Here is an 18,050-nt window from a genome sequence, read left to right as displayed (position 1 = left end):
GTGCATGATTCGCAATGCCACCAGCAATATCGAGGTCCAACATGACTGACAACTCTCTGTCGACCCACATGAATGATCGATGCGTTGCCATTCCGGAGATTGGTCTGGAATTGCGCGTTTGCACGCCCCCAAGCTTCGTGGGAAAGGGTCTTGAACTGATCGAAACGATCAATGCGCCGGGCTATGGTCCGCCGCTCCATCGGCACAGCGAAACAGAGGTTTTCTACGTATTGCAGGGGCGCTATCTCTTTGAGGTCGATGGCGAACGCTTTGAGGCGAAGATGGGCGACACCGTCGTAGCGAATGGCGGAGTTCCGCATCGCTTCGTCAATATTGACAGCTGTCCGTCAAAGCAATTGGTCATGATTGTCCCGGGTTTCGACGCTTTCGCGTTCTTTACCCAACTGGGACTTGCAATGAAAAACGGAAGGCTGGAAAACGACGCGAAGCTCGCATTCAGCACGCAATGGGGTGTCGATTTTCTGGGGCCGCCCCTGCAGGCTTCCTCAACAATGACAGCAGCGAGCGAGGCGGACCGGTGTGTTTCGCCGGGCGCCCGATAGGCAGTTCGGGAATGGATCTTCTGATCCAGTAGTAAGCAGCGTGTCGAAAGGAGCCGCGAGGCAATCTCATGAGCACAATCGGAAATAGTTCTGACGCGACGTCAGATATCGCCGCGCCTTTGCAGGTGCGTGACATAGGCAGTTTTCATGTCGGCGGTCAGATGGTTTCGCTAACCGGGATGGCTCCGCGACTGCGTGTCAGCACGGCACACGGCGCAGTTCATCCCATCGATCCCAACGGTGAGATGATCGTTGGGCAAATGTACGTGCAGTACGTCAAGCTCGCAGCGCCTCGTAGCCGGCATCCCCTTCTGCTCTGGCATGGCGGCGGCATGAGCGGCGTCAATTGGGAAACGACACCTGACGGGCGCGCGGGATGGCAGATGTTCTTCCTTCGCGCGGGCTTCGATGTATTCGTGTCCGACGCCGTTGAGCGAGGCCGTGCATCGTGGGCCCCTTATCCCGACGTCTATCCGGATGCGCCGTATTTCCGCACCGCACGCGAAGCCTGGGAGGAGACGTTCCGTTTCGGGCCGGCCGACTCCTGGCATGCCGATCCGGCCCAACGTCATTCTCACGATGGACTCCGCTTTCCCGTGGCGCAAATGGAAACGTTCATGAGCCAGTTTGTGCCCCGCTGGGGCGGCAACGATACGCTTACCCAGCATGCCTACGATGCACTCATCGGCCGCCTCGACAGCAGCATTGTGCTGACCCACAGTCAGGGAGGGAATTTTGGGCTCAACGCCGCGCTGCACGCTCCCGATCGCATCAAGGCCGTGATCTCGCTGGAGCCATCCGGCGCGCCTGATCCGGATCATTGCGACCCGACGGTCTTGCGCGGCATACCGCACGTTTTCATTTGGGGCGATTACCTGGATCAACACCCCTTCTGGGTCAATTCAGTCCCCAAGGTGCGGCGATGGTATGAAGCGCTGATCGCCGCTGGCGTGGACGCGCAATGGATCGATCTGCCTTCACGTGGAATCGCGGGAAATAGCCACGCACTGATGGCCGACACTAACAGCGACTCGATTGCCGGAATAGTGCTCGACTGGATCCGGGAAAAGAAACTGGCCGCTCCGAACTGATTCAGCGGTCCGACGCTAAGCACAGAACTCACCGGATAACCGCCGCGCACGCGCGCTAGTGCCCGTGAGAAACAAACTTAAGATGAAACGTTATGCATTCAAATCTCAACCCGTCAAACGCATCGGCAAATACCATTGCGATTCCCGCAATCGGCGTCAACGTCCAAGTGCGCATTGCACCTACGGCAACGGGCGCCAAAGCGACACTCATCGAAACCTCAGACGAGCCCGGATACGGGCCGCCATTACACCGGCACGAACGGGAAACTGAAGTCTTCCATGTGTTGCGCGGTCAGTACCTGTTCGAAGTGGACGGGGAGCGCATTATCGCGAGCGCGGGGGAAACCGTAGTGGGTCATGCGGGCAGTACGCACCGGTTCACCAACATCGACCAACAGACATCGCGAATGCTGGTTCTGATCACGCCGGGACTCGACGCGCGTGCTTTCTTCTCCGAGCTTCGCGGTGTGATGGCGAACGGCGAGCCTGATCCCAAGGAATTGCAGGACTTTGGTATGAGATGGGGTGTCGAGTTTCTGGGGCCCCCATTAACGGCGTAACTGGCTTGTCTGCGCGGAAGAGTTCGACTGTGAAGGGTCCGAATGGACGGGTCAAGGATTGCAAACCGCTTGGCGAGGTCTGCTCATGAGCGGCGATTACGCAGGAAAAATCCCTGCACGATATGCAGTAGGCCACAGTAGGTAACTACGGTAAACAAAGCCAGATGTGAAAAGCAGCTGGAGTATGTCAGCGCTCATTTACTCTCTGTGACTCGACCGTGCCATACCTGCCCTGGCGCCAAATGCTTTCGACGATATGACGCAGGTTATCCGCGTGTCCGCGAGATGTACCGATGGGCCGTAGCCGCAGTCGGGGTTAGACTGGTTCCTATAGCGAGCGTCTGTCTTCTGCGTTACCGCTGTCGCCGGAAGTCTCAGGCCATGTGCCTGGACCCACGTCGGGAAACGTAACTTCCAGTATCTGCTTTAACTGGCTGACGCAACGACGCGCCTCGAGCGGCGCATTGAGATCGATGATTTCAAGCAGCATCACTAACACCGGCAGGAACGCATCGGAAACAGGCGTGTCGCGCGAGCAATTGCGCAAGAACTCGGCGTATCCAAAAAGATGGCGCACGAATTCCAGCTCATGGGCCGCAAACTGACCGTCGTCTATGGGCCCCGAGGAGATGGTCACCGCTTGCTTGGCCGACAGTGTGTGAGGCAGCGCGACGTATGAGATGGAATCGGTCAAAAGAGGGTTTTTAGAATCTGCATAAATTCGATGTTCGACCGTAGCTACCGGGACTAGCCTCAGCGTGTTGAGATCGGCACGACCTGTGCTATAACGAAATCGTTTTTCAGAAACAGTTCCCGCGCTCACGGCGGATCAAGTATTTCATGGCACTTCGAGCGCGTCAAATACATTTGACTTACTTGGACGCGGTTTGAATGACGACTGATTGGCACGCGTTATACGACGACGTGAAACTGCTTGGCCAGTTCGGCAGCGATGCTCAAGTTGCGGAATGCCTTGGCCTGACACGTGCGCAGATTTCCGCCTGGCGCACCGGCAAAAGTGAACTAGGAACGCTTGCCAAACTGCGGATCCTCGACGCACTGGGACAGGACACACTACGTTCTGCGGTGCTCAGCCTTCTTCCTCATCAGAATCGGGCGCTGCTCGAAGCGCAGCACCTGGCGTTCGTCGCTCGGGTTTCACGCGGGCGGCTGGAATCACAGGCACGCCGCATGGACGCGGAGGGAAATGCACCCTTCGGCAATGGACTGCTGGCGGCATTGCCACCCGAAGATCAGGCGCGCATCGTGCCACATCTGACGAGCATGACGCTCCCGCTAGGCGCGGTGGTGTATGAACCCGGCGACCGCCTGCAGCACATCTATTTGCCGGCCACGGCTGTCTTTTCGTTGTTGCAGGTGACCGACGACGGCGCGACTACCGAGATCGCAGTCATTGGACGCGACGGTCTTCTCGGCCTCGCGGCTTTCATGGGCGGTGAACCGGTCCCGAGTCGCGCTATCGTGCAGACCGAGGGGCTGACGTACTGCCTCGATGTCGACTTTGCGAAAGAGGAACTGGCGCGCGGCGGGCAGTTGCAGGATCTTGTTCTACGTTTTTCTCAGGCCTTGATCACGCAAATGGCGCAGACCGCCATTTGCAATAGCCATCATCCCGTTTTCCAGCAATTCTGCCGATGGCTATTGCTAAGCCTTGACCGACTCGACTCCAATTCGTTGTCCGTGACCGGCGACCTGATCGCCGAACTGCTTGGCGTTCGTGCTGCGACGGTCGCCGAGGTTGCAGAGCGGCTGCAAAGTATGGGGGCGATCCGCTATGACGGCTGTCGGGTCGAGGTACTTGATCGACACAGCATTGAAACTCAGGCGTGTGGCTGCTATCACGTGGTCAGACGAGAATATGAGAGGCTGTTGCGCGACGCTTGATGTGCGTGGCGCATACGCTTTCCCTGTCGTTACGTGATCGGGCATGCCCGCACAAACGTCACCCGAAGTTCTTCGTGACTATATCGTCGGCGCGCGCGACTCGATGATTGCTCAGACTGTCTACGCGCGTGGCGCAGACAAGCCCTGTCTCGTATAAACATCGTTCTCGAACGCCGCATCACTCTCAATCCGCTTTTTCAAGCGAGTGGGAATTTCCCTATTTAGGCGCTATTGACAGTGCCAGTCCGGTATGTCAAATTCATTTGACACTAGCGCAAGCATAGACGCTGGAACTTGAGAGAGACATCGGGCGCGCCGGCCCGCTTGCGGCCGGCGACGCCTTGTGTCGAATAGCGCGAATCTGCAATGAATCCACTGCCGCGTGAAGACGCTGAAAACATCGTCCTTTGGAATTACAAGCCGCTAGCGTGCAAGTGCAAAGCGCGACTGATTATCGTCCTGCATCGCGACAGCACAACCGGAGAGATGATTGCCCAGCGACTTCGGAGCGAGGGATTCGAGGCGGAACACCATACTGACATTGAAGATGTCGAATTGATTCTGGCGCATTGGCAGCCCGGCGTGCTTCTAATCGACATGCGCCTGGCCACGCAAGAAGATCTCCACTTCGTACGAACTGCTTCTCACAATCCCGCGATGACTCGCACGCTGCTGATCGCAATCACCGATCCGGCCGTCAAAGGTGAAACGAGAACGGCGCGAGAAGCCGGTTTCGACGGGTTATGCTACGGACCCTGTCAGGTATCGAGGCTGGCTGAGATGCTTGATAACTACCTGGCACTCTCTTTAGACGACGCTCGTTAGCCGCACTCTGGGCCTTCCACTTCTGCGGTACCGACCGACGACTGCTCGTTGGCTCTGAAAATGGAACCTGGTATGCTTGTCCAGCGACTGGACATCCACGGACCGGAGCAACTCGTCATGCCGCAACCGACCATGCAACTTGGCGGCGCTAATGCCGGCAGGGACACACTCGCCGTACGGCTCAAATCGCGCATTGTGTTGCTGGCGCTATTCGTTGGGTCGATGTGGGCGGTGTTCTTTCTGTCTGCCGCCATGCCCTTTCTGGATCTGAACCGGCACGGCGTTGTGCCGCGTTCGCTGAGCGGCTTGCAAGGGATTCTGTTTGCGCCGTGGCTTCATGCGAGCCTTGCGCACATCGCGGCCAACACCGGCGGTCTGCTCATTCTGGGCTGGCTGTGCATGTGGCCGCGCCTATCGAATTTCTGGGAGGCCACCGTGGGTGCGATGCTGGGCGCCGGCCTCTGCGCGTGGCTATTCGGTACGTCTTACTCAGTACACATTGGGGCGAGCGGGCTGGTGTTCGGCTATGCCGGCTATCTGATTGCACGAGGCTATTACACACGCAAAGTTCTCGCCCTGATCGTGGCCTTGCTCGTCATGGCGAGCTTTGGTCTCAGCTTGTTGATCGGCGTGCTGCCGCTTGATCCCGGGCTATCGTGGCAGAGCCATATCGGTGGCTTGCTGGGCGGAATTCTTGTGGTCCGCATGGGCTCATCCGGCGGATCGCGCAGGCGATAAGCCGGCCGTTTCGATAATCGATAACCGTTGACCGATGGTAATGAACGCGCGTCGAACGGCTTCATCTTCGACATTCGCGCAGCAACGCATTAAAGGTTTGTGAAACCAGACCGTAATAGCTAATACGTGGTGGCAGAGAGCGTTTCCCGAGCCGCCCCAATAGCTAGTCGGAGAACAGCGTGGGATTCAGAGCGGTTTGGCGTCCTCAGAAATGCAATATGAATCAGTCTCGGGCCGATGCTGACGCGACAACGGGTGGTAGGGCTGGCCGGAACCAGCAGTTCCTGACGTTTTTTCTTTCCCGCTATGCCCGACCCAGGTCGGTACCGTTAGCAAGCTTATCCATTGCCGTTGCCGCTGGAATTGGCGTCGGAGCTCTTGTGCAGCAAGCGGGCAGTGAAGCGGCGCCGGCCTTCCGTCTCGCGTTGTCCATCGCGGCAGGCATTGCCGGGTTCGCGTTCGTTCGTCGAAAGCTTGGCTTTGACCATGCCCGGCAGCATGCCGCTATCGCGCTGGCAAGCGGACTGCTGGACGCGAATCGCGACTGCCTCAAAGTGCTTGATACCGACGGGAAAATGCTGCGCGTGTCGGAGCATGGCGCCACGTTAATGGAAGCAGAGACTCCAGAGCAGCTCGACGGCGCCGATTGGCTCAATTTCTGGAGGGGCGAACACCGTTCAGCCGCTGAAGATGCCTGGGTCGGCGCTCTGGCGGGGACGAGTACGTGTTTCACTGCAAGCTGCGACACGACCAAGGGAAATGCGAAATGGTGGAGTTCCACGCTCACGCCCGTTGTTGAGGATGGCGCAGTGGTGGCTCTGCTTTGTGCTTCAGAAGATGTCACTCGTCAAAGCGCGTTGTTGAAAACGCTCCGTGAACAAAACGAGTTAATGCATGAGATGGAGTCACATGTCCGGCTGGCTTTTTACTCGTATAGCCCGGACTTTGAACACTGCTATCACGTAAGTGCGGGTATTGAAGGGGTTTTCGGCATTACCTCGCAAGTGTTGAGCCGGAGCCCTTCCGCGTGGCTCGACCTGGTCTTGCCCGAGGACACGGAGCCGTTGCGCGCCGAGATGCGCCGCATCGTCGCTGAATCGGCTGAAGGACGCTTCGAGTATCGGATCCGACGCCCCGACGGGTGCCTCCGCTGGATTAGAAGCACCGCGTACCCCGTCCGCGATGCAGCCGGAAGCGTAACGCGCATTGTCGGTGTCAGCGAGGACATCACCGTAGAGCAGGAACGTCTCGTAGCGCTTGACCGGTTGGCGTACACGGACGGACTGACAGGTCTCGCTAATCGCGCAGCTCTCGTTCGGCGGATGAAAGTCCTTTGCGCGAAGAAAATCGCGTTCGGTCTCATGTTTATTGACCTCGACCGCTTCAAGGTTCTCAACGATACGCTTGGCCATACGGCTGCTGACCGACTCCTGAAGGACATCGCGAACATCATCCAGAAGGCTCTTCCCGCAGATGCGTGTGTTGCCCGCCTCGGAGGAGATGAGTTTGCGGTGATCGTCAACGGCACGAGCGATAAGGACACGTTGACGACGTTGGCAGAATCTCTTCTCAATGTCTTTTCGAGCGGCACCCGAAAAGACCAGACAGGGGCGTTCGTCACGGCGTCTATCGGCATCTCTCTCCATCCTGAGCACGGCAACGACCACGAAGCGCTGCTCACAAGCGCGGACATTGCGATGTACGCGGCAAAAAAGGGCGGCCGCAACGGCTTCAGATTTGCCGACAAAGCGGCCAGCGATGTACTCGGCGATTTCGAACTGGAGCGTGGACTTCCTGCTGCGCTCGCGTCTGGACAATTCGTGCTTCATTTTCAAGGTATTCATGAACCGCGTTCGCTGGCGGTAAAAAGCCTTGAAGCACTCGTTCGATGGAATCATCCAACCCGCGGAATGGTGGGGCCAGCGAGCTTTATCCCAATACTGGAAGAGAGCGGCTTCATTGTCGAAGTTGGGGCATGGGTAGTGGACGCGGCCCTTGAACAATTGGCCATCTGGCGGGCCGCGGGTCAAGGCAGTCTTTGCATGTCGGTGAACGTGTCGGCGCGTCAGCTCCGGGATAACGCTATCGTCGCGGTTGTCGACCAGGGACTGCGCAAACATCGCTTGCCGCCGCGCTGCCTCGAAATCGAACTAACGGAAAGCGCGCTGATGGAAAACCCGGCCCTAGCACAGGAAACGCTGATGTCGCTTAAGCGTCTGGGCGTGCGCATCGCCATAGACGATTTCGGGACGGGGTATTCCAGCCTGCGTTATCTTGCCGATTTCTCGCCGGACACAGTGAAGATTGACCGGTTTTTTACGGCGAGGCTCGGTCACGACGAAGCCACTGCGTCGATTGTTCGGGGCATCATTCAGATGTCGCACGAACTGGGTATGAAAGTGACCGCCGAAGGAGTGGAAACGAAGGAGCAATTGCATATTCTGCGTGATGCAAGTTGCGATTATGTCCAGGGCTTCTTCCTGACGAAGCCGATGAATGCCGCCAGCATGGCGACTACGCGCCACTTAATGGCGCTACAGCAGGGTCAAACTTCGATTGGCCAGTCTGCGTAACGGATACGCCGCAAGATCTTCCAGTTTGGTGACGGTTGCCCTCGCGCGTTGAAAACTAATTCGCGATGGAAGCGGGAGAGGGCGCTCGTCCTTTCACGATGTCACAGTCGGGCCATCGGCTGATGGTCTGAGCGGTTGCACTTGACAGTGCTCGTGACGCATCCTGTGCAGAAGCCAATGGCCTCCCCACGATGAACAGCGCTTCCGACGGCCAACGCTCCAAACGGGCACCCCTTGGCAACTCTGCCGATAACGCCTGACACCCAATAGCCACCGCCCTTTCACGGCTGCGCACGTGCTGCGATGCCCGCCGCAGCGATAGGCATATCTCCTCAACCGACTCTGCCAGTAGACATCGCTCGTCGAAAAACCTGTATATTTATACAGTGGTATGCCCGAAACTCGATACGGCGAACTGACACTTTTTAATCAGGGCCGCGCGATGGGCATAGGTCCAAGGTTCAGCGCAAGCCATGCGGTCACCTGAAGGCGAACGGGGAGCGCGTGCTTTATTCTGAGGAAACTTCATCATGAGAGCGGACGAGTGGGTTCGTGAGGCCGAGCGGGAGTCGAAACTTGTCGATGCCCTATACAAGGCGCGGCACCTGATTTCGATGCACAACGGCATGACCGTGCGGTGTGACGGTGAGGAATGGGCGCTGGACTTCGGCGCGGAACTCACCTTGATTGACGCCGCGCTGAAAAAGGCCGGCGTCGACACCCGGCACTTCAGGCCGTAGGTGCTCGTCGAATGGTCGCTGGCAGCCATGAATAACGTTGCATTTTGCATCAAAGTATCGGTATGAGCGCCGGAACCGGCGGGGATTCGCTGCGTCCATTCTCATGCGCGCTGCACCGTATGCCGACGACTTCTAGTAACATTCGCGCCTTGACTAAACCCCGCCGTGAGACGGGCATCACCAGACAGGCATCAAATGGATATTTTTTATTACTGGCAGAGGCTCGAGCAGAATCTGAAGAACGGTGAAGTTGGCTATTTTGCGTCCAACAATCCGAAAATCGTGCAACTCGCAGAGCGATTGCCGAAGCGCATCTGGGTGTTCAAGACGCCAAAAGGGATGAAGGGATCGATCCAGTTGGTCGGCTCGCTGCTAGTCAGCGAAGAACCGCGCGTGGCGGTGGCAACCGAGTATCCGAACGTCATCCACTATGACCCGTTTTCACCCGAATCCGTCATTTTCACGGACTCCAATACGCCCGAGCGCATTGCGGAGGTCTCTGCCTACTTCCAATATCGATTCCATGCTGCGTTCAGTGCCAACTTCAATGGCGACGCGGGGGTACAGGCGATGGAATCGAATGTCGTGCGCGGGCTCGAACAGATGGTTGCAGGCTGGGGGCGCTGCCAGATGCTGGAACGGGTTAAGGACCCTAAGAAGGTCCAACCAATCAATCCGTTTGCACACCCATCGCACTGAGCCGCGTTGCCAGGTCGACGATAAAAGGAAGGGGTGGCTACGTTCGCGTACGACTGCTTAGGCAAAGGCGTCCAACCAAAGCGTCACCCCGTCGTCTCGGTTGGACTCAAAGCGTGTCGCCGGGCGTCTCCGAGTTACGAGGCCTGTGTCTGATTGGGCCACGCCACGTGAGCGAGAAAGGCAGCGCTGGCGTCGTCCAGTGGCCTTCTCGACTTCTCGAGCTTCGAACACATGACAGCGCCTTCCCAGGCGTTCCAGAAATAACGCGACAACGCCGCCGTGTCCGCGTCCTCGCGAATCTCGCCGACCTGTTTGCCTTCTTCGAGGCACACTTGAATCCGGTCGCGCCACTCCTGCAGCACTTCCAGAAGTTTCGTGCGGAAGTTCTCATCCAGCGCGGCAAGCTCCTGGCTGAGGTTTCCGACAAGACACCCGCGCTTGAACTTGTGCCGTTGCATGCCCTTGGATGCGTCTTCGGTAAATGCCTTTATTCGCTCGAGTGGAGAAAGCGACGTGTCGGTCAGATGCAGGTCGAGCTTCTTCACAAAGTAGTCTGAATAGGCCTGTATCACCTCAAGTCCGTAGGCATCCTTGCTATTGAAATAATAGTGGAAGGAGCCCTTCGGAACACCTGCTAGCGCAACGAGTTCATCGAGCGAAAAGTTATAGAAGCCCTTTTCGGTGAGAATGGCCACGCCGAGCCGAACCAGTTCTGACCGGCGACCTGTATCACGTTTGGTGGTTGTTGTTGCCATTGTTCTAGCGTCCTTGAGATGATTGAGTACCTGTCTACCAGTGCGGCCGTTTGCTCAGTAACGGGCTCATCGCAAAAAGTCCGAATATCGGCCCGGGAAGCAGCACGAGTGAAATCCATGAACCCAGAGCGTGGTATGCACTTGTTGCGGTGAAAATCGAGCACGCCGACAGCAGGAACCCGAAACTATTCTGCATGGTGAGGGCGCCGCCTACTTGCTCTGGCGGGCAGGCACGTACCGATAATGCCGAAAACTGCGGTGAATCCGCCACCACTGCAAGGCCCCAGACAAGCAGCAGCGCAAGTTGCACGTAAAGAGGCACCTTGCCGGCAACAAATGGATAAAGCAGGCACAGACTTCCGGACACGAGAAGCGCGATAAAAGCCGCGCGTGCGCTCCCAAACCGATGACTGAAGGCGCCGCCTAACACGCAACCTGCTGCGCCTATCGCAATCACCGCGAACGACCAGAGCGCCACTTCTCTCGTAGACGCCGTTGCCACTCGCCCCAGTGCTTGCGCAACGAGTATCGGGACCAAGGTCCAGAAAGCGTAAAGCTCCCACATATGGCCGAAGTATCCGAATGCCGCAGCCCGAAATGCGGGTATGCGAAACACGGAACTCAACCCACCCAGATTGGCCTTGGCTACGGCCCGGCGAGCAAATGGACCTTCGCCTAAAAACCACACCATCAGCGCACCTGCAATGGCGAGGACAGACGAAGTAAGGACAACCAGATGCCACGAGACATGATCGAACACGCCTCTTATTGCGTGTACGGATGCGGTTCCTAACGTAAGCATCGCGACGAGCCATGCGAGCGTTTGCGCTGCGCGGCCCGGTGCCCACGTAACGAGTAACTTCATGCCGAGGGGATAGATGCCCGCCAAAGCAACCCCAACGCCGAACCTGAACACAACCGCGGAAGCGAACCCGGAACTGCATAACGCAAACAGCGCGTTCAGGAGTGCGCCAAGCAAACCGCACAGCGCAAAAACCTTGCTCGTCGGCAGGCGGTCGGCAATGCCGGTAAATGCCGAAATCAGCGTGCCGACAATAAAGCCCGCCTGAACGGAATTGGTCAGCCAACCTATGTCCGAAGCAGTGAGGTGCCACGATGTCTGCAGATCATGCATGGCCGCGTTTGCACTGAACCAGAGGGAGGTCCCGAACAACTGGGCAATCGCAATCACCGCTATTGCACGGTTGACCTGAAACTTTTCGCGTACCTCAGCACATCGCGTGTCCAGTTCCGTACCCACTCGAAAGTCTCCATTGAAGTCGTGGCCCAACCGCTGCGACAGATGCGACTCCGCTTCGAATCGGGCTGTCCCAGGAATTACCCGGAACAACTATAGATTTTTGTAGACGACCAGTCAACCTAGGACTATAAATGTCCAAACTGACCGGCCGTCTAGTTCGACACCCACATAACTGAGCGACATACGCGTATCAGACACGGAGACAGGAACCATGGAAAAGGCGAGTGCAGCAGCGTCATCGATTGACCGGCCAGTGCGGTCGTGCGGGCTACGCGGGTTGACTCGCGTGTGCGTGGTGCTCGTCGAAAAGGTGATGCCAGACCCGTTCGTGATTGCCATTCTTCTCACCCTCACCACCTGCATTCTCGCGATGGCCATTGCGCCCCACGGCGATCTCGGCACGATCGTGACGAGCTGGTACGACGGCGTGTTCAAGATTGCGAGCTTCGCGTTTCTGGTCGCATTGACCCTGGTGACAGGCCACGCGCTTTCCACGTCGAAACCGGTGGCGATGCTGCTTCGAAGGGTTGCGTCAATTCCCACCACCGCTGTCGGCGCGATGACGTTGACCTTTTTCGTGTCGATGGTGGGCGGCCTTCTGAACTGGGCGGTGGGCCTTGTCGTTTCTGCGCTGTTCGCCCGTGAGGTTGCGAAGCGGGTGAAGGTGGATTTTGCGTGGCTGGTCGCGGCAGCCTATGCTGGTTGGTCCCTGTATGTCTGCGGTCTTTCCAGCTCCATCGCGCTGCTCAGTGCGACTCAGGGTTCACCGCTGAATGTCATCGAGAAGGTGACCGGTTCGGTATTGCCGATGACAGACTTCCTGTTCTCGCCGCTGAACTTCGTGCCAGTCATTGCGCTTGCGGTGTTGATTCCGCTGGTCTTCCGTGTGATGAAACCCCGCGATTCTGAAACCATTGCGGCTGACCCCAAGCGTCTTATCCAGGAAGACACCGTCGAGGTCTCGAGCAAACGCCCGAACACGATTGCAGGCTGGCTCGACAACGGATGGGTACTTAACCTGATTCTCGTCGCGCTGGGCCTCGGTTATATCGTTAAGAAGCTGGTTGCAGGTTCGTTCACGATGGACCTGAATATGCTCGTCATGATTTTCCTGATGCTCGGCCTCGTGACGCACTGGACGCCGCGCGCCTATCTGACGGCCATCAACAACGCCGCCCGGGTGGCCGGCCCGGTGCTCCTCCAGTTCCCGATCTATGGCGGCATCATGGGCGTCATGACGGTTACCGGTCTCGCTGACGTCATCGCACAATGGTTTATCAGCTTCTCGACGACTCACACGCTTCCGTTCTGGAGTTTCGTCTCGTCGGTTCTCATCAGCATGTTTGTGCCGAGCGCGGGCGGTCACTGGATTGTCCAGGCACCGTTCGTTGTTCCCGCTGCCCAACATCTCGGTGTCTCGCAGCATGCCGTCGCCATTTCCGTGGCGCTTGGCGAAGGCGTCGCGGACATGATCCAGCCGATGTGGGTCATTCCGCTGCTGGCGATCGCAGGTGTCGGCATGGGCCGTGTGATGGGCTTCACCGTCATCATCTTCTTCGCGATGTTCGCAGTGATGGGAGCGACGCTTCTGTTGCTGTAACGCTCAATCCACCCGCCCGCACTCTCTGGTAAGACTGAAAGCTCATGGACGACATGCAAAATCTTGGATATCTGCTGGCAGCGGCATGCCGCAAGTATGGCGACGCGATAGCAATCGATGCTGCAGAAAGCAAGCTGACCTACGAGGCGCTGCTCGACGAAGCTATCGTCGTCCAGCGCGCACTGAACGAGCGCACATGCGAGGCCAATGAGCCTGTCCATGTACTTGTCTCCAATCATCCGTCGGATCTCGCCGGCTTCCTCGGCGTCTGGCTGGCGGGTGGAGTCGCAGTGCCCATTCACAGAACATCACCTGCGGGTGTCATTGACGCCATCCATCACAGGACCAGAGCCCGGTTGGTGGTCGACGTCGCGCAGGGAGCAGCACCGGGTTCGAATCCCGTCGCGCAGATCAGCGACGTCGCGCCGCCTGCGCGGCAGCCATTGGAAAATGCTGCACTCGTTATTTTCACGTCGGGGTCGACGGGTGTTCCGAAGGGCGTCGTGGTCAGCCACGACGCCTTCGCCGGGAAGCTCCGGGCAATCGACGCGATGATTCACTTCCGCCGCAATGAGCGCACGCTGCAGCTTCTCAATATCACTTTCAGCTTTGGCATCTGGGTCAGTCTGCTGACCTTGATCGGCGGAGGCACCATCGTGCTGCCGCAAAAATTTGTCCCGGCGCTTCTGCTCGATCAATTGAGAAACGAACAGATTCACCGGGTGGGTGTCGTGCCGACCATGCTGCGAGCGATGCTTGCCGTGCTTGCGCAGGATGCAGACGACCCTCGAGGATTCACCGCAAGTTGTCCGACACTCCGCCAGATTCTGACTGGAGGCGAACAACTGAGCGAACAGCTTGCGACGCAACTCGGCAACCTGTTTCCCGATACCGACCTGGTGAACATCTTTGGCCTGACAGAGACGTCGACGTGCGACTTCTTTCAGTTTCCCGGAGACCGTCAGGCCAATCCGCACTCACTAGGTCTTCCATCCAGTCGCGTGAAATTTCGCGTCGTCGATGAGGTCGGCGTCGATGCGCCCGCGGGTTCAATCGGCGAATTGCAAATCAACAGCCCGTTCCTGACGAAAGGCTATCTGGATGAACCTGCACTCACGCAGGCCGCATTCTCCGATGGCTGGTTCAGAACAGGTGACCTCGCAACACTCGACGCTGACGGCCAGGTGCGTCTGATGGGCCGGGCCAAGGAGCTCATTTCTCGCGGTGGAAACAAAGTCACTCCCATGGAAGTCGAGCGCGCAATCAAGCAGTTCGACGCGGTCAGCGACTGCATGGTCGTGGGCGCGCCCGATGAAATTCTCGGGGAGCGAATTCACGCGCTCATCGTCCTCAATACAGGATTCGCAGTCGACGCTGAAGCGCTGCGAACGTTCCTCGCGACGAAACTGGACCGCTTCAAGCTGCCGGACTTTATCTATATCGACGAGGCGTTGCCGGTGGGCCGCACTGGAAAGGCAGACCGGCGTGAGCTTCGAAACATGATTGCAGGTGGCGTGCTTGCGCCAATTGCAGGTCGTTCCTGAAACCGAATAGGAAATTCCCAATGTCCGACTTCACGACCCTGAAATACGGCGTCAATGCTTCGATAGCAACCATCACTCTTGATCGCCCCGAGCGCCTCAATGCATTAGGCAAGAAATCGCTCCATGAGATTAATGCCGCAATGGATCTGGCCGAGAGCGACGATCATGTCAAGGTTGTCGTCATAAACGGCGAAGGCAAAGCGTTCTCGTCGGGCTTTGACCTGAAGGAGCAGATGGAGGCGAGACCGGAGGGCGACGCACTCTGGCGCGAAATTCTCGACCGCGACTACAACACGACCATGCGTTTCTGGGATTGCCCGAAACCCACTATCGCAGCGGTGCACGGCGCGTGCCTCGCCGGTGCGTTTGAAATTGCGCTGGCATGTGACCTCACGGTGGCTGCGCAATCGGCCATTTTCGGCGAGCCCGAACTCAAGTTTGGTGCCGGCATCGTCACGATGCTATTGCCCTGGATGGCCAATCCCAAGCAGGCGAAGGAAATCATTCTGACTGGCCTTGACCACATCGATGCGACACGGGCTGCAGAACTGGGCTTCGTGAATCGCGTCGTGCCTGACGGCGAACATTTGAACGAAGCGCTTCGAATCGCTCGCACGATGTGCGTCATCGACCCCAATCTCGTGCGGGCGACCAAGCGCGCAATCAATCACAGCTTTGAAGTGCGCGGCATGAAGGAATCATTGCATCACGCTCTGGATATCGACCACGCGATTGAATCTGCTGGCTCGCCCGACAAGCAGGCCTTCATGGAGGTCGCACGCGAACAGGGCATGCGTGAGGCTATCCGATGGCGTGACCGCCGATTCGAAGGTTGAAACACCTATTCCACCCATTTTCACCGGAGAAGACCTAATGTCCGAACAGACGTTTAACGCAATGATGCTTCGCGAAGAAGACCGGAAGACGAAAGCGGCAATTGAGAAGTTGAGTTTCGACTCATTGCCGGATGAAGACACCCTCGTCAAGATTGAATATTCGACGATCAACTTCAAGGATGCGCTCGCTGTCACCGGCAAGGGCAAGATCGTTAAAGCATGGCCCCTGGTGCCCGGCATTGACTTCGCCGGTGAAGTGGTTGAAACGTCGAATCCGAACCTGAAAGCGGGCCAGAAGGTCGTGCTAACGGGATGGAGCGTGGGCGAAAAATACTGGGGCGGCTACAGTCAGTATCAACGGGTTCGTGGTGAATGGCTCGTACCGTTGCCTGCCGGGCTCACGACCCGCCAGGCCATGATGATCGGCACGGCCGGCTTCACGGGAATGCTGTGCGTGAATGCGCTTGAAAATGCCGGTATCACGCCGCAAAGCGGTCCAGTGCTCGTGACCGGCGCCGCGGGTGGCGTTGGCAGCGTGGCCGTCGCCATCCTCGGCAAGTTGGGCTATAAGGTTTCCGCTCTCACCGGCAACACGGAAAAGCATGATTACGTGAAGAGCCTGGGTGCGCAAGAGTTCGTTGACGGTCCCCTGTGGGCTGACCCGCCGCGCGCGCTCGAAGGCCAGAAATGGTCAGCGGCGATTGATACGGTCGGTTCGAAAGTGCTTGCCCGGGTGCTCGCCGAGATGAACTACAACGGCGTCGTTGCCGCCTGTGGACTCGCCGGGGGCGCTGATTTGCCGACCACCGTCATGCCATTCATTCTTCGCGGCGTCAAACTCCTCGGCGTGGACTCGGTCATGCTCCCGCTGGAAGACCGTATCAACGCGTGGAATCGCATTGTCGTCGACCTGCCCATGGAAATGCTGGATGGGATCACCGCGAGAACCGTGGCACTCGCAGAAGTCGGTGCCGCAGCAGAAGCCATGCTCGCGGGTGAGTTGCGCGGTCGTGTACTCGTCGACGTGAACTAACGGAAGCTGGAACCTGGAGACAAAGAATCCAGGAAAATTCCAACGAAGCCGTGCTCTGTGATGTGTGCGAGGGGATTCCAATGGACAACCCCCGCACACTACATTGAGTTAATCGGCGAGCGATCGCCGAACCCTGAAAATCGTCGTATCGACAATCTGCTCTCCCTGCTGACGTGCGCTGCCTCCAAGGCCGCTCTTGAGCCATCGCAATCACCGCTTCTGAAATCCGCGCGACACGTCACTACTGGGCGTTGTCAAGCCATCCACGCGCTACCAGTCGATCAGATAGCGCCAGCTTACGCGGCGATCCGGCTGTCTCGCACATGCTTGAGGAACGCTCTTCGCCAACCGGTCGTCAACCGGGCGAGCCCGAGACAACGCCAAATCGCTCCACGATAAAGTCGATGAAACTGCGAAGCTTCGGAGACATCTGGCGATCGCGCAAATACAACAGCGAGACCGGCCGGATGGGCGGCGCATACTCCGGCAGTACCTCGACCAACCGGTTTGCGCTGAGATCCGCGTCGATCAGAATGGCGGGCAGCATGGCGATGCCCATGCCGGCAAGCACAGCCCTGCGAAGCGCATCGGCATTGTCGATCTTCAGGCGGCCATTGATGGGCACACTGACGCTTCCGGTCGGGCCAGACAGCGTCCATTCAGGCCGTGCCGCGCGCATTTCCGAACGGAGTGGAAACGCGTAGGTGAGACATTGGTGAGCGCGAAGCTCTTCGGGCGCCGCCGGTACGCCGTTCGAATCCAGGTATGCGCGCGATGCACACAGCACGAGGCGATACGGCCGCAAAGGGCGAGCCACGACGTCGGGCTCACTCGGCGTGCCGATGCGAATGGCCGCTTCGAATCCGTCCTCAATCAGGTCGGACAATGCATCGGTCGCGACCACATCGAGTTGCACTTCGGGGTAGCGCTCGCAATAGTCCGCGATGGCAGGGATCAGGCACTCGTTGCTAAAGATCACGGGTGCAGTGAGCCGCAGGCGTCCGCGCGGGGTCGCGTGATGGTCGAGCGCCAGGTTTTCGGCGTCGTTCACGAGGCCGAGAATTTCCACACAACGGTCGTAGTAAGCGCGCCCAAACACGCTGATCTGCTGCTTGCGCGTGGTGCGGTGGATCAGCCTCGTACCGAGTCGTTCCTCCAGCGCATGCAGATGATTGCCGACCATGGTGGGCGACAGATCACACGCGAGCGCCGCAGCCGTCAGGCTGCCGGTGTCGACCACGTGCACGAAAACGTTCATCGCCTTGAGGATATCCATTCCCCCATATTAATGGGTTCTGTGGCAAATTTCCGCCAATTTATCAAGATT

17 protein-coding genes are annotated in these 18,050 nt (G+C 58.0%); 13 read left to right on the top strand and 4 right to left on the bottom strand.

Annotated elements, in window-relative coordinates; genetic code table 11:
• Window positions 1-41 precede the first annotated feature (41 nt).
• From LMG28727_RS22495 to LMG28727_RS22485, 3 genes are all read left to right on the top strand, one after another.
• Window positions 42-563: a cupin domain-containing protein gene (locus tag LMG28727_RS22495; protein WP_201644524.1), complete on the top strand. Its 522-nt coding sequence runs from the start codon at window positions 42-44 to the stop codon at window positions 561-563.
• 332 nt (window positions 564-895) lie between these two features.
• Window positions 896-1,654: an alpha/beta fold hydrolase gene (locus tag LMG28727_RS22490; RefSeq protein ID WP_236592257.1), complete on the top strand. Its 759-nt coding sequence runs from the start codon at window positions 896-898 to the stop codon at window positions 1,652-1,654.
• Window positions 1,655-1,746: 92 nt separating this feature from the next.
• A complete protein-coding gene (locus LMG28727_RS22485) occupies window positions 1,747-2,214 on the top strand; it encodes a cupin domain-containing protein (protein ID WP_201644522.1) in 468 nt (155 codons plus the stop codon).
• Between the two features lie 328 nt (window positions 2,215-2,542).
• Here LMG28727_RS22485 and LMG28727_RS22480 read toward each other — a convergent pair whose 3' ends face one another.
• Window positions 2,543-3,037: a hypothetical protein gene (locus LMG28727_RS22480; protein ID WP_201644521.1), complete on the bottom strand. Its 495-nt coding sequence runs from the start codon at window positions 3,035-3,037 to the stop codon at window positions 2,543-2,545.
• 101 nt (window positions 3,038-3,138) lie between these two features.
• On the opposite strand from LMG28727_RS22480, the gene LMG28727_RS22475 reads away from it, so the two are divergent.
• The 6 genes from LMG28727_RS22475 (at window position 3,139) to LMG28727_RS22450 (ending at window position 9,694) form a co-directional block, all read left to right on the top strand.
• Window positions 3,139-4,119, top strand: a complete 981-nt coding sequence (locus LMG28727_RS22475) for a Crp/Fnr family transcriptional regulator (RefSeq protein ID WP_236592248.1) — start codon at window positions 3,139-3,141, stop codon at window positions 4,117-4,119.
• Between the two features lie 366 nt (window positions 4,120-4,485).
• On the top strand, window positions 4,486-4,944 hold the full coding sequence (locus tag LMG28727_RS22470) for an ANTAR domain-containing protein (protein WP_201644519.1): 459 nt from the start codon (window positions 4,486-4,488) through the stop codon (window positions 4,942-4,944).
• Between the two features lie 72 nt (window positions 4,945-5,016).
• Window positions 5,017-5,682: a rhomboid family intramembrane serine protease gene (locus LMG28727_RS22465; protein ID WP_236592246.1), complete on the top strand. Its 666-nt coding sequence runs from the start codon at window positions 5,017-5,019 to the stop codon at window positions 5,680-5,682.
• Window positions 5,683-5,900: 218 nt separating this feature from the next.
• Window positions 5,901-8,255 (top strand): sensor domain-containing protein, encoded by a 2,355-nt coding sequence (locus tag LMG28727_RS22460; protein ID WP_236592244.1) that lies wholly within the window; start codon window positions 5,901-5,903, stop codon window positions 8,253-8,255.
• 530 nt (window positions 8,256-8,785) lie between these two features.
• Window positions 8,786-8,995, top strand: coding sequence for a hypothetical protein (locus LMG28727_RS22455; protein ID WP_201644517.1), 210 nt, complete (start codon window positions 8,786-8,788; stop codon window positions 8,993-8,995).
• 195 nt (window positions 8,996-9,190) lie between these two features.
• A complete protein-coding gene (locus LMG28727_RS22450; protein WP_201644516.1) occupies window positions 9,191-9,694 on the top strand; it encodes a hypothetical protein in 504 nt (167 codons plus the stop codon).
• Window positions 9,695-9,828: 134 nt separating this feature from the next.
• Here LMG28727_RS22450 and acuR read toward each other — a convergent pair whose 3' ends face one another.
• Together acuR and LMG28727_RS22440 are read right to left on the bottom strand one after the other, a co-directional pair.
• On the bottom strand, window positions 9,829-10,449 hold the full coding sequence (gene acuR, locus LMG28727_RS22445; RefSeq protein WP_201644515.1) for an acrylate utilization transcriptional regulator AcuR: 621 nt from the start codon (window positions 10,447-10,449) through the stop codon (window positions 9,829-9,831).
• A gap of 34 nt (window positions 10,450-10,483) precedes the next feature.
• Window positions 10,484-11,740, bottom strand: a complete 1,257-nt coding sequence (locus LMG28727_RS22440) for an MFS transporter (protein WP_328811165.1) — start codon at window positions 11,738-11,740, stop codon at window positions 10,484-10,486.
• A gap of 181 nt (window positions 11,741-11,921) precedes the next feature.
• Here LMG28727_RS22440 and LMG28727_RS22435 point away from each other — a divergent pair, with 181 nt between their 5' ends.
• Genes LMG28727_RS22435 through LMG28727_RS22420 form a run of 4 tightly spaced genes read left to right on the top strand, consistent with a single transcriptional unit; the run spans window position 11,922 to window position 16,723 of the window.
• Entirely contained in the window at window positions 11,922-13,310 is a 1,389-nt protein-coding gene (locus LMG28727_RS22435; RefSeq protein WP_201644514.1) for a short-chain fatty acid transporter, read from the top strand.
• Between the two features lie 44 nt (window positions 13,311-13,354).
• Window positions 13,355-14,854 (top strand): class I adenylate-forming enzyme family protein, encoded by a 1,500-nt coding sequence (locus LMG28727_RS22430; RefSeq protein ID WP_201644513.1) that lies wholly within the window; start codon window positions 13,355-13,357, stop codon window positions 14,852-14,854.
• A gap of 20 nt (window positions 14,855-14,874) precedes the next feature.
• Window positions 14,875-15,690, top strand: coding sequence for an enoyl-CoA hydratase/isomerase family protein (locus tag LMG28727_RS22425; RefSeq protein ID WP_201644512.1), 816 nt, complete (start codon window positions 14,875-14,877; stop codon window positions 15,688-15,690).
• Window positions 15,691-15,727: 37 nt separating this feature from the next.
• Window positions 15,728-16,723 (top strand): MDR family oxidoreductase, encoded by a 996-nt coding sequence (locus LMG28727_RS22420; protein WP_201644511.1) that lies wholly within the window; start codon window positions 15,728-15,730, stop codon window positions 16,721-16,723.
• 355 nt (window positions 16,724-17,078) lie between these two features.
• Here the strand turns inward: LMG28727_RS22420 and LMG28727_RS22415 are convergent, their stop codons facing one another.
• Complete coding sequence (locus tag LMG28727_RS22415) at window positions 17,079-17,999, bottom strand: LysR family transcriptional regulator (protein ID WP_201644510.1); 921 nt, start codon at window positions 17,997-17,999, stop codon at window positions 17,079-17,081.
• Window positions 18,000-18,050: the final 51 nt, after the last annotated feature.

Source organism: Paraburkholderia metrosideri (assembly GCF_904848625.1).
In the GTDB taxonomy this organism is placed as follows: Bacteria; Pseudomonadota; Gammaproteobacteria; order Burkholderiales; family Burkholderiaceae; genus Paraburkholderia; species Paraburkholderia metrosideri.
This window is presented reverse-complemented; position numbering and strand designations above follow the sequence as displayed.

Excerpts from the sequence above, each read along its gene's own strand:
- LMG28727_RS22495 (WP_201644524.1), top strand. The coding sequence starts at position 42 with ATGACTGACAACTCTCTGTCGACCCACATGAATGATCGATGCGTTGCC.
- LMG28727_RS22490 (WP_236592257.1), top strand. The coding sequence starts at position 896 with ATGAGCGGCGTCAATTGGGAAACGACACCTGACGGGCGCGCGGGATGG.
- LMG28727_RS22485 (WP_201644522.1), top strand. The coding sequence starts at position 1,747 with ATGCATTCAAATCTCAACCCGTCAAACGCATCGGCAAATACCATTGCG.
- LMG28727_RS22470 (WP_201644519.1), top strand. The coding sequence starts at position 4,486 with ATGAATCCACTGCCGCGTGAAGACGCTGAAAACATCGTCCTTTGGAAT.
- LMG28727_RS22465 (WP_236592246.1), top strand. The coding sequence starts at position 5,017 with ATGCTTGTCCAGCGACTGGACATCCACGGACCGGAGCAACTCGTCATG.
- LMG28727_RS22460 (WP_236592244.1), top strand. The coding sequence starts at position 5,901 with ATGAATCAGTCTCGGGCCGATGCTGACGCGACAACGGGTGGTAGGGCT.
- LMG28727_RS22455 (WP_201644517.1), top strand. The coding sequence starts at position 8,786 with ATGAGAGCGGACGAGTGGGTTCGTGAGGCCGAGCGGGAGTCGAAACTT.
- LMG28727_RS22450 (WP_201644516.1), top strand. The coding sequence starts at position 9,191 with ATGGATATTTTTTATTACTGGCAGAGGCTCGAGCAGAATCTGAAGAAC.
- acuR (WP_201644515.1), bottom strand. The coding sequence starts at position 10,449 with ATGGCAACAACAACCACCAAACGTGATACAGGTCGCCGGTCAGAACTG.
- LMG28727_RS22435 (WP_201644514.1), top strand. The coding sequence starts at position 11,922 with ATGGAAAAGGCGAGTGCAGCAGCGTCATCGATTGACCGGCCAGTGCGG.
- LMG28727_RS22430 (WP_201644513.1), top strand. The coding sequence starts at position 13,355 with ATGGACGACATGCAAAATCTTGGATATCTGCTGGCAGCGGCATGCCGC.
- LMG28727_RS22425 (WP_201644512.1), top strand. The coding sequence starts at position 14,875 with ATGTCCGACTTCACGACCCTGAAATACGGCGTCAATGCTTCGATAGCA.
- LMG28727_RS22420 (WP_201644511.1), top strand. The coding sequence starts at position 15,728 with ATGTCCGAACAGACGTTTAACGCAATGATGCTTCGCGAAGAAGACCGG.
- LMG28727_RS22415 (WP_201644510.1), bottom strand. The coding sequence starts at position 17,999 with ATGGATATCCTCAAGGCGATGAACGTTTTCGTGCACGTGGTCGACACC.